Annotated in this window: 10 protein-coding genes and 1 pseudogene; 4 read left to right on the forward strand and 7 right to left on the reverse strand. The window is 66.9% G+C overall.

Annotated elements, in window-relative coordinates:
* The 5 genes and pseudogenes from ON27_RS30230 to ON27_RS30250 form a co-directional block, all read right to left on the reverse strand.
* Positions 1 to 363: pseudogene (locus ON27_RS30230) on the reverse strand (iron ABC transporter permease); the annotation flags it as partial.
* A 2-nt stretch (positions 364 to 365) separates the two neighbouring features.
* Entirely contained in the window at positions 366 to 1388 is a 1023-nt protein-coding gene (locus tag ON27_RS30235; protein ID WP_043735352.1) for an iron ABC transporter substrate-binding protein, read from the reverse strand.
* Between the two features lie 107 nt (positions 1389 to 1495).
* On the reverse strand, positions 1496 to 2914 hold the full coding sequence (locus tag ON27_RS30240) for a metallophosphoesterase (RefSeq protein ID WP_245560348.1): 1419 nt from the start codon (positions 2912 to 2914) through the stop codon (positions 1496 to 1498).
* Positions 2915 to 2918: 4 nt separating this feature from the next.
* Positions 2919 to 3548 (reverse strand): Rv0361 family membrane protein, encoded by a 630-nt coding sequence (locus tag ON27_RS30245; RefSeq protein ID WP_043735356.1) that lies wholly within the window; start codon positions 3546 to 3548, stop codon positions 2919 to 2921.
* 210 nt (positions 3549 to 3758) lie between these two features.
* Complete coding sequence (locus ON27_RS30250) at positions 3759 to 4160, reverse strand: nuclear transport factor 2 family protein (protein ID WP_043735360.1); 402 nt, start codon at positions 4158 to 4160, stop codon at positions 3759 to 3761.
* A 150-nt stretch (positions 4161 to 4310) separates the two neighbouring features.
* Between ON27_RS30250 and ON27_RS30255 the strand changes: the two genes are divergently transcribed.
* Both ON27_RS30255 and ON27_RS30260 read left to right on the forward strand, forming a co-directional pair.
* Positions 4311 to 4676, forward strand: coding sequence for a hypothetical protein (locus tag ON27_RS30255; protein WP_043735363.1), 366 nt, complete (start codon positions 4311 to 4313; stop codon positions 4674 to 4676).
* Positions 4677 to 4969: 293 nt separating this feature from the next.
* Positions 4970 to 5653 carry a hypothetical protein gene (locus tag ON27_RS30260; RefSeq protein ID WP_043735366.1) on the forward strand — a complete coding sequence of 228 codons (684 nt, stop codon included), beginning with the start codon at positions 4970 to 4972 and terminating at the stop codon, positions 5651 to 5653.
* Between the two features lie 116 nt (positions 5654 to 5769).
* Here the strand turns inward: ON27_RS30260 and ON27_RS30265 are convergent, their stop codons facing one another.
* Complete coding sequence (locus ON27_RS30265) at positions 5770 to 6447, reverse strand: L,D-transpeptidase family protein (protein WP_043735368.1); 678 nt, start codon at positions 6445 to 6447, stop codon at positions 5770 to 5772.
* 352 nt (positions 6448 to 6799) lie between these two features.
* On the opposite strand from ON27_RS30265, the gene ON27_RS30270 reads away from it, so the two are divergent.
* Positions 6800 to 7132: a hypothetical protein gene (locus tag ON27_RS30270; protein WP_157227420.1), complete on the forward strand. Its 333-nt coding sequence runs from the start codon at positions 6800 to 6802 to the stop codon at positions 7130 to 7132.
* A 463-nt stretch (positions 7133 to 7595) separates the two neighbouring features.
* Positions 7596 to 8657, forward strand: coding sequence for a hypothetical protein (locus tag ON27_RS30275; RefSeq protein ID WP_157227421.1), 1062 nt, complete (start codon positions 7596 to 7598; stop codon positions 8655 to 8657).
* Positions 8658 to 8946: 289 nt separating this feature from the next.
* On the opposite strand, the gene ON27_RS43300 is transcribed toward ON27_RS30275, so the two are convergent.
* Positions 8947 to 9111: a hypothetical protein gene (locus ON27_RS43300; protein ID WP_157227422.1), complete on the reverse strand. Its 165-nt coding sequence runs from the start codon at positions 9109 to 9111 to the stop codon at positions 8947 to 8949.
* Positions 9112 to 9704: the final 593 nt, after the last annotated feature.

A 9704-nucleotide genomic window follows, 5' to 3' on the forward strand; every position in this document is an offset into this window, starting at 1 on the left:
GAAGACGCTGACCCAGGCATAGCTGTTGACGAACGCGGGTACCGCGAGCGGCGCCGCGAAAACCGGGCCCCACCAGACCTTCCCCGGAACGTCCGTGCGTTCGACAACCCAGGCCAGCCCCACGCCTAGCGCCACGCAGATCGGCACTGTGCACACCACCAGTGCGGCCGTATTGCCCAGCAGCTCACCCACTCTGGGCCGGAACACCAACTCGGCCGCCTGATCGAGGCCGGTGGAGAAGACCGTCGACACGATGTATCCGAGCGGCACGAATGTCGCCGCCACCAGCAGCAGCGCGATGATCGTCACGACCGGTCCCGGCCTGCCGACCCGGGCTGCCGCGCCAACGGTCCGCGGCGCCACGACTACAGCAGACCCGCTTCGGTCATCAGCTGGGTGACCTTCTTCGAATCCAGCTTCGACGGGTCGACGGCCGGGGCCTGCAGGTCGGCCAGCGGCGGCAGCGCCGGGTTCGCGGCCACACCGGCGGCGACCGGGTATTCCAGCGACGTGCCGTCGCGCAGCACCTCTTGCCCGGCCTTGCCGACGATGAAGGCCAGGAACCGCTGCGCCGATTCCTGCTTCTTGCTCGACTTCAGCACGCCGCCGCCGGAGATGCTGACGAATGCCCCTGGATCCTGGTTCTTGAAGTAGTGCAGGCCGGTGTCGGCGCTGCTCTCCTTCGTCTTCGCCTGGTCGCGATACCAGTAGTAGTGGTAGATGACGCCGCCGTCCGGGCTGCCGGAATCGACTGCCTTCATGGTCGCGACGTTGTTCGGGAAGGGCGTCGCGTTGTCCTTCATGCCCTTCAACCAGGCGCGGGTGACGTCCTCACCCTTCAGCGCGAGCAGCGCCGCCACGATGGCCTGGAAGTCGGCGCCGGACACACCAGCGCCCCAGCGGCCCTTCCATTGCGGCTGCGCCAGATCGAGCAGCGAGGCGGGCAGCTGTCCCGGCTGGAATTTGCCCTTGTTGTAGACGAAAACCGTTGCGCGCGCGGCGACGCCGGTCCACTTGCCGGTGGACGGCCGGAACTGCGCGGGCACCTGCTCGAGGGTCGCGGCGTCCACGTCGGCGAACAGGCCCGCGTTCTCCACCAGCGCCATGGCGGGTGAGTTCTCGGTGAGGAACACGTCGGCGGGCGAGGCCGCGCCCTCGGCGACCAGCTGGTTGCCCAGCGCCGTGTCGCCGCCCTGGCGCAACGTCACCTTGATGCCGGTTTCCTTGGTGAACGCGCTGGCCCACTCTTTGGTGAGCGATTCGTGCTGCGCGTTGTAGACGGTGATCTCGTCGGCGTCGTCGGAAGAATTGGAGCAAGCCGTGCTGCCGAGCGCCGTCATCGCGACGGCCAATCCGGCGGCGATCGTCTTCCATCTGACCGGCTTCATCCTCGTCCTTCCGACCGCGTCCCTCGTATGTGTGTTGAGGCTTGCCTAACAAGATACCGCGTTCGACGTGCGTAAACGTTCCCGGATGTGGCGAACGCGCGGGCTCGCTAGCGCAGCCCCGAGAAGTCGCGCAGCACAACGTGATTGCGGTCGGCGCAGGTGCCGAGCGCGTAATCGGGGAGCAGCCCGAAATACTCGCCGCGGGTCAGCGCGCTCCAGCGCCGCGCTTGCTCGGTGCGGGTCTTGTAGAAATTGACCATGTAGCCGCCTTCGTAGACGCGCAGCAGGCTGTAGCCGCCCGGATACTCCTTGACCGCGGCCACTTCCAGGAACTCCACCGCGCACGACGCGTCCGGCCTGGTACGGCGGTTGCGATGAGTGTGGCCGCTGTGCTGCAGGAAGACGCCCGGGCAGCGGGTGTAGAGGGCCTGCAGTTCGCCGCTGTCGCGTCCGTCGAGGACGAATCCCGGTCCGGCGAGGTTGGTCAGCCCGGCCTCGGCTGTGACGGGGTGGTGGCCGAACAGCAGCGTCGGCCGGTCGGGATCGGCGCGCAGGCGTTCGGCGAGATGATCGAACTGCGGCCGTTCGATGGACCCACCCGCGCCGTCGAGCCTGCTGGTGTCCAAGCCCAGTAGCCGCAGGCTACCGATCTCGTGTTCGACCAGCTGCTGCCGCGCGGAGAAGACCTCGGCCCAGCAGTCGCGGTGATCGGCGGAGGCGGGAGCGCAAGCGGCGTATTCGGCGCCGACGTGCGGCCGGTCGTGATTGCCCCGCACGGCCAGGTAGTCCTGGCCGAGCGTTCCCCACGCGTCGAGGCGGGCACGCACCGTGCGGGTGTCGTGCTCGGAGGCTTCGGCGGTGAGGTCACCGGCGAGCAGCAGGGGTTCGGCCCCGCGGTCGGGGCGGCGCAAGTCCTCCAGCACCGCGTCCAGCATCACCTCGGGGTAGGGCGCGAGGCCCGGGGCCTGCCGGAAGCCGGGTGGCAGGTCGCCTGCGATCAGGCCGCTGATCTGCTCGCCGTAGTGCACGTCGTTGGCCAGCGCCAGCGTGCGCAGCCTGCGGCCGGGCGGCGGGACCAGCGTGGTGAACTCGCCGCGGGCTTCCGGTGCGGCGGGGTCGGAGGTGGTGAGCGACAGCGCGGGCGTGGCGCGCAGGCCCCCCGACCAGGCTTCGAAACGGTAGGCCCGGCCCGGTTCGAGCCCATCGATCTCGGCGTAGTGGAACGGGGTGCGGCGGTCGTCGGCGAACGCCGGTACCGGTCCGCGCGTGGAGTCGGCGGGACCGATCCGCACCTGGGTGTCCGCCTCGACGGGGATCAGCCGACCGGCCGGGCCGGGCGCGAGCGTGGTCCAGGTGAGGATCACCGAGGTGTCGGTGACCGTCACGACTTCCAGATCGGTGGCGACCGCGGAATTCGGCTGGGCCCGAGCGTTCGTTCGCCCGGGAAGGGTCAGCAGTGCGGCGAGTCCGAGGGCTCCGAGAACGGTTCTGCGGTTCGGACCGCAGCAATTCATGCCTGCGTGCATGCGATCAGCGCGTGCCCTCCGCAGAGCAGACCTTCCACTTGCCGTCTTCCTTCTTCAGATGCTCGGTCGTGCTGGTTTCGGTATCGGGCTGCTCGCCGGGTACCGCGACGGTGAGTGTTCCGGTGACCTTCGCGGTCGCGGTGTCCCCGGCGACCAGGATGTCCTCGATCCTATCGATCGTGACCGAAACGGAGGTGGTGTCGAATTCGTTCTTCTCGCTCTCGGTCATCGCCTCGAACGCGGCGCGCTCGCTCGCGCACGCCTGTTCGGCCGCCGCGCGGAAGCCACGCGTGTCGAGGGTCTCGTAGAAGTCGCGGATCGCCAGCTCGATCCGCTTCTCGTCCGAGGCGAGCGGACCTCGGCCCTGCGAGGTCAAGAACACGCCCGCGATCACCGCGCCCGCGATCACCAAGGCGACGATCACCACCAAGCCGACGATCAAGCCGGTGTGGCTCTGCTTCGGCGGCTGCGGGGGGTGATTGGTCGGTGGGTAGCCGGGTGGCGGGTAGCCGGGTGGCGGATTACCCGGCCCCGGCGGTGGCGGGCCTTGTCCGGGCGGCACAGAGCCGGGGGACGGCTGTTGTGGGTAGTGCGGTCGCTCGTCCGGCGGTTGCCCGCCCGGCGGGTAAGCCATGTCGTCCTCCGGTGTCTACCCCCGGTGCCTGCATCGCTACGGCAAGGGCGTGCCCGGGCAACCGGAAACCAAACCGGACGGAACCGTTCGCGAGTCAGCCGTGACCTATGGCGAACGGTCCGCGCGTCCGCCTGTCGGCGCGATGACCGCGTACGGCGAAGGGCGTGTGTGGCGTGTTCGCGCGATGGACGTGCTGCGGGCCGTGCCTGGTCAGGCGGTCAACGCGGCGTGCCAGCGTGCGGTGTCGGTGTACTGGTGCAGCCGCGTGATCCGGCCCTCCTCGTCCACCTCCCACAGATGCACGAATTCGGCCTCGTACTCGCGGCCGGTGCCGCGCGCCGCGCCCCGGTAGCGACCTGTCACCACGACGGTGCCGTCGGTGGTCTCCTGCCAGGTCTCGTCGTACGGGGCGGTATCGAAATCGCGGGCTACCGCGCCCCAGATGCGCGACATCGCCGCGAGCGGGCCGTGGAAGGCGCCTCCGGCCCCGCAGGGCATCCCCGGAGCGGTTCGAGCCTCGAACTCCGGGTGCAGCAGCGCCAGGATCGCCGGGCCGTCTCCCGTCTGCGTCGCCGCGTAGAAACCCTTGACGACCTCGTATTTCGCCGACATGACTGGCTCCTTATAGTATGACCGTTCTAGAATGACCATATTAGAACGCCACGCACTGCGGTGACCAGAGCTTTGTGGTCGTCGTCATGCCGCCCGATTCGCGGCGGGGTTGCCTGGTGCTTGCCGCATATGTCCGGCTAACATTCGAACATGGGTTCGACTAGCGATGAAACGCCGCGAACCGAGGGCACGGAACCAGAGCTGGTCTATCCGAGCAGGACCGGCCACTACTACCGGACGCTCACCTACCCGCCGCGGCCGGTCTGGGTACGGCTGGACGCGGTCCTGGTCCGTGACCCGGGGCTGCCGCGGCATGTGAACGGCGCGGGCGTCATCATGCGCGGCGAGCGTCCCGGAACCCTGACGCACTGGTTGCCCACGGTCGACGGGGACTGGATGGGGCGGGTGACCTACAGCATCCAGTTCGCCGACGGCCGCCCGGACCTGCACGTGCGCGACCAGTTGGTCCCCGCTTATGCGCTGCGTCCGCGGCAGTCCGCCGCGCCGGAACCATAGGCCGCACCGGTCGGGTTACGCGGCGGTTGCCTTCAGGCGGTGCGTCGTGCGCCCGGCATTTCCGACGAGTTGCCCGTGTTCTTGTGAAGTCGTGTGCGAGCGGAGGGCGAAATGCCTCATATGTCGCGATCGAGTATGTAGCCTCGAGTTTGCCTTTCTTGTCCGGATTTCGGAGATCCCTGTGAGCGCCCATAGCGAGCCGATAGCCGCCGCGTGCGGCGCCGAGCGAGCGGGTTGTCCGGCCGATTGCTGCCCGGTTGTCGCGGTAGGGGGCCGGTGATACCTTGCCCGGCATGGGATTTCAGTTGCCGCATCCCGAGGTGCTGTGGGCGCGCGTGACCGTCTTGGACGTGATCACCTCCGCGACCCACGCCGATCGGGTCGCGAGCGGACAGGAGATCGGGCAGACGGCCAGAGTGGAAGGCGGCCGGCTGATCAACGACGACGGGGCGGGGAATTGGTACTCGCTGGTCAGATATCCCGGTGACCGCGCGCTGCTATTCGGGAGGGACGAGGACAACGAGGTCACCGGGACCTCCTATGATCCGCTGGCCGCTGCCCCCGCCTGGGTCCGCTCGGTGGAACCGACGACGAAGCTGCCCGGCGGCGCGGAAGGCCCGGTCAGCTTCGTGCGCTGGTGGGAATTCGGCCGCTGGCAGCACACGCCGACCGAACTCGACGACGGCCTCGAGCTCGGCCTCAGCGCCGCCTCCGACCGAGAGGGCTTCACCGGCAGCGTCATGAGTGCCGCCATCCACGCGAAATGGGTAGAGATGGATTACGAAGCAGGCAAGCTCACCGCCCGCACCGTCGACCCGACCGCCCTGCACGCCCTGTGCGACGCCACCGAGAACGGCTCCGTCACCAAGGCGCACTTCTACTTCCTCGAGCCCGGACTGACCGCCCCTGCCTTCACCTACCTCACCAAGGCCGGCGTACTGGCGGCCGCCGACAAACCCACAGAAAGCCTGCCGTAGCCGTCGAGCCGCTCACGGCACCTGACCATTCGAGCTGAAGGGCTCCCGACTTCTCGGGGGCCCTTTCGCGCCTCGCCACTCGCTCATCGTCCGCGTGCGCGGCCCGTTCCGGCGAGTCAGGTCGCGTACATGCCGATCACCGGCTTCCGCGACGGCTCCAGTGTGCTCAGCAGTGTGCGCACGACCTCGGCGGCGACCGCGACGCAGCCAGCGGTCGGCTTGCCGGCCTCGGCGTGCACGAAGAACGCCGAGCCTCGATTCGACACGACCGGAAAGCGGTTGTAGTCGATGACCAACGCGTAGTTGTATTGCGGGTCGGTGCGCCCGAGGTTCTCGCTGCGGGTGGTGTCGAACGGGCAATCGCTTTCCGCGCATCGGTATTTCTGGTTGTACAGCGGGCTTTCGGTGTCGGACACCCACCACCAGGTATTCGAGGGGTCCACCGGCAGGTACGGAAGTTTCGTGTCATCGGCGGGCAACCGGCCGAAGCCTTCGGTCAGCGCGAACGTGCCTTCCGGCGTATACGTGGCCCCTTCCCTGGCCTCCGGGGAAATACCGGCCGTGCCCACCCAGGCGGGCACCGCCAGCGTGCGCTCCCACCGTCGAAACCGGTTCCGTTCCCATAGTTCCAACGTCCCCCGGGCGGCCCCGCTCGGCGCTGTCACCCAGACGACTTGCGTGCCCGGCACCGCATTCGGATCGAACGGCGGCCGCTCCCCGACGAGCCAGGTCGCCGCCACGACGCCCAGCCCCACGACGATCGCCGCGATTCCCGCCACGACCCAGCGCCGCAAGGGCCTACCTTGGGCTCCACCATCAGCCAATGCTTCGTCACGCTCCTACCGAGAGGCAGGCATGTGCCCGCCGCGTCCTGCCTGCTGGATGACCCGGCGAGTGGCACATGGCTGTGGCAAACGCCGAGCAGATCTCTCCGTGGTATGCCACCCGCGATCATTCGTGCCCGGGAGAATGCCGCGATTCCTCGATAACCTTCAACCCGCGCCTCCCGAGACATTCTCGCCCGGAACGCTGCCGAATCTGTAACAACGTGGCGCGTACGGCCGATATGGGCCGGGGACCGTACACCCGCCTGTCGGCGCTGTCGTTCTCCGGCCTGCTCCGGTCGCCCGCGGGATATCAGAGCAGGTGAATGCGTGCATTGTCGCTAGAAAGGATCTGCCGTTGTTCTCGGCAACCAAATTCACCAGTCCGCGCCGGATACTCGTCCGCGCGGTCGTCGCCGGCGCGATCGTTGCTGCGCCCTTGACGATCTCGGCGATTCCGGCCGCGGCCGACTCGGCGACGTCCGTCGCTGTCGCCACCGAAATCGACCATCGCGGTTGGGACGACCGTCCTGGCTTCCACGGTAGCGACCGCGACAAGGATTGGCCGGGGGATCACGATCGCGGCCGCGGCAATGATCCGCTGTGGCGTCTGTTCCACAATCTCGTTCCGCGCGGCCTGTTCGGCAGCAGCTGACATCCTCGCCACCCACGGCTTAGGAGGCCGTGAACGAGAACGACCCCTGACCTTTGATCGGTCAGGGGTCGTTCTCGTCGCGTGCCCTCGGCAGGATTCGAACCTGCGGCCTTCTGCTCCGGAGGCAGGTACGGGCCGGATTTCGGGATTTCGGGCCGGTCGCGGTGGTCTCGTCTCTTGTCGGTTTGGTACGTCGCTGTCCGGCAGTGTGTCCGGTAGTTGTGTCACTGCGGTGTCATCGGATCTCTTGCTCAGGTCGTCGGTTCGAGGTTCGCTGGTAGCCATGTATGACGGCTCGTACTGGACGACTGAAGCCGGGTTGCGGCACAAAGACTTCAGTAGGTCCATCTCTACGTTGCGACTGTGGCTTGCTCAGGAGCCAAAGTCGAAGCAGGCCAAGGGTAAGGCCGCCGCGAGAGAGTCCCGTGACCTCATGCTTCAAGATGCAACCACGTGGCACCGAATGAACGGTAAGTACGGCGGGCGGTGGCCACGTCCGCGTGCCCATATAGCGCTGGACATCTACTTCTGGACCACGAACCCGAACAGTCCTCGCATCGACAAACTATGCAAGCGGCTGCTAGACGAGCTTGGCGGCGCGACCGGTGCTCCGATCGTGTACAACGACGACCGGCAGGTGAAGATGCTGTTCGCGCGTTGTGATAGGAGCGCACGCGAACCGCGGATAGCGGTAGACGCCCAGACCGCGACACAGGTACGGGCAGGGTTACGCCGTGCGTATGATCTTGACGCTCGTTGGACGATCGAGTACGCCAACGACCGGATGAGTCTCTCTGTCGATCCAAATGAAGACATCGATGAGGATCTCTGGTGGTCGTATGCGCCCGACGTCGAAACTGCTCGTGACAACGCCCTCCGCAACAGGGTGAGGCGGCTGTTGAGCTACCAGGCCGCGAAACTTGAGGTCACCGACCAGTATTCGTCGTCGGTTGTCCTCCACTACGCCGATGAGCGGTATCGGAAGTCCGTGGGTTTTAGGGCGACGGCTGATGACTTGCATGACCTGCTGCGCTACGGTCTCGCCATCAACCTGGGACCGTTGCCGACTAGGTCCGGGCAATCGGCAGAGTTCCTCGCGCGCGCGACTGGGATGCTGACGGCGTTGGTCGAGCGAGAACAGTGGATGTTCCCGTTGCTGACACCGGTTGGCGTCACGCTGTACTACCTGGAGACGGTCGGCGGTAAGGATCTCGACAACATCTTCCTGACGCTCCTTCCCGTAGTTCTCCAGACAGTGCAACCACCTGTAGACGCTTTGGCTGACTATTCGGCAATCGCCGACCTGAAGGCGTGGGAAGAAGGTCAGGCTGCTTCGACTGAACGCGAGGTGGCCTTCATCGAGGCAGTCGCATTGAGCGGCATCACGGACGAACAACTCCTGCCAGGCAGTGTCGTTCTCGCGCTGTCGCACGGCGATCGTCGCGAGAGCTGGTGGGGTAGTGTTCTTCGGTTTGTCGAGGAACACAACAGCCGAACATCGCCGGACTTTGATGCGATCTACTGAGGGGAAGGCTCGGCATCGCCTTGCATTGCGTGCCCAGCAGTTGGCCTGCTGTGTGGTGGGTTGCGCATAATGGCGGGCTGGCTGCGCCTGCCCCTTATCGGCCTGCCTTTCGCGCGTAGAGGCTCCGGGGTCAAGAGTGGCGATAGCCATCACGTAGTGACGCCGTAGGCGCTCTTGACGCTGGAGGGGCGCGTGAACACAATGCAGGCCACCACACAGCAGGGCCAAGCGGCCGAAGGACGCTCAGTAGTTCGGCAATCGGGTGAAGGGGGCCGAAGCCCCCTCCGGGTCAGTACGGGTAGCTGTCGAGGATCTCGGCGTTGCGGCGGTGCTGGGTGTCGCACGGGGTGCAGCGCCAGATGACCTGGTCCTGCGGGCCGTACTGGGAGGTGAACGGGACGGCGGCGGGGTTGTCGCATCCGCGGAGCTGGCAGGTGTCGGGCTTGGTGATCATCGTTCGGGTTCCTCTCCGGTTGGGGTGGTCTGGCTGAGGGCGTCTCGATCACGGCTCCGGCGGGTGTCAAGAGTGGCGCCAGCCATCACGTAGTGACGCCGTAGGCGCTCTTGATGCCCGCTGGTGGCGTGATAGCCCTCGGATCAGTCAGTCCGCCACGGCTGGTGAGGAACTGGGTGACCGGCGAGCCCTGTCGGCTGGATGTGGTGACCTCGTTCGTGCAATTCGGGGACCTCGGCGGGACCACAGCCGGTGGACCGGGCAGAGTGCCGGCCGATTCGTGCTCGGCTGCGGGAGGTAAGTCGGGTACGGCTCTCGGCGTGCCCAGCACTGCTTCGGTTGATGCAGAAAGTGACCAGACAGGAACTCCGGTGCGCCCCGGCGGCCGAGTGTCGCCGACGCGCTCGACGCGCCGCGAGCGACGCCCCATCAGCCGCGCTGCGTGTCGCAGCGCGGCGGCGGCGCGAAGCGCCGCCGGGGCGCTCTTGATCCTGTATGGCGAAATTCGGCAACAACTCGCACAGAGCGCGGTGCGGAGGGAAGTCTACGTATCAGTTGTCGTTTAGCAGGGCGAGGTACAGGCGCGTCGCTAC

This window comes from Nocardia asiatica NBRC 100129 (genome assembly GCF_000308415.1).
GTDB classification, from domain to species: domain Bacteria; phylum Actinomycetota; class Actinomycetes; order Mycobacteriales; family Mycobacteriaceae; genus Nocardia; species Nocardia asiatica.

Excerpts from the sequence above, each read along its gene's own strand:
- ON27_RS30235 (WP_043735352.1), bottom strand. The coding sequence starts at position 1,388 with ATGAAGCCGGTCAGATGGAAGACGATCGCCGCCGGATTGGCCGTCGCG.
- ON27_RS30240 (WP_245560348.1), bottom strand. The coding sequence starts at position 2,914 with ATGCACGCAGGCATGAATTGCTGCGGTCCGAACCGCAGAACCGTTCTC.
- ON27_RS30245 (WP_043735356.1), bottom strand. The coding sequence starts at position 3,548 with ATGGCTTACCCGCCGGGCGGGCAACCGCCGGACGAGCGACCGCACTAC.
- ON27_RS30250 (WP_043735360.1), bottom strand. The coding sequence starts at position 4,160 with ATGTCGGCGAAATACGAGGTCGTCAAGGGTTTCTACGCGGCGACGCAG.
- ON27_RS30255 (WP_043735363.1), top strand. The coding sequence starts at position 4,311 with ATGGGTTCGACTAGCGATGAAACGCCGCGAACCGAGGGCACGGAACCA.
- ON27_RS30260 (WP_043735366.1), top strand. The coding sequence starts at position 4,970 with ATGGGATTTCAGTTGCCGCATCCCGAGGTGCTGTGGGCGCGCGTGACC.
- ON27_RS30275 (WP_157227421.1), top strand. The coding sequence starts at position 7,596 with ATGAACGGTAAGTACGGCGGGCGGTGGCCACGTCCGCGTGCCCATATA.
- ON27_RS43300 (WP_157227422.1), bottom strand. The coding sequence starts at position 9,111 with ATGATCACCAAGCCCGACACCTGCCAGCTCCGCGGATGCGACAACCCC.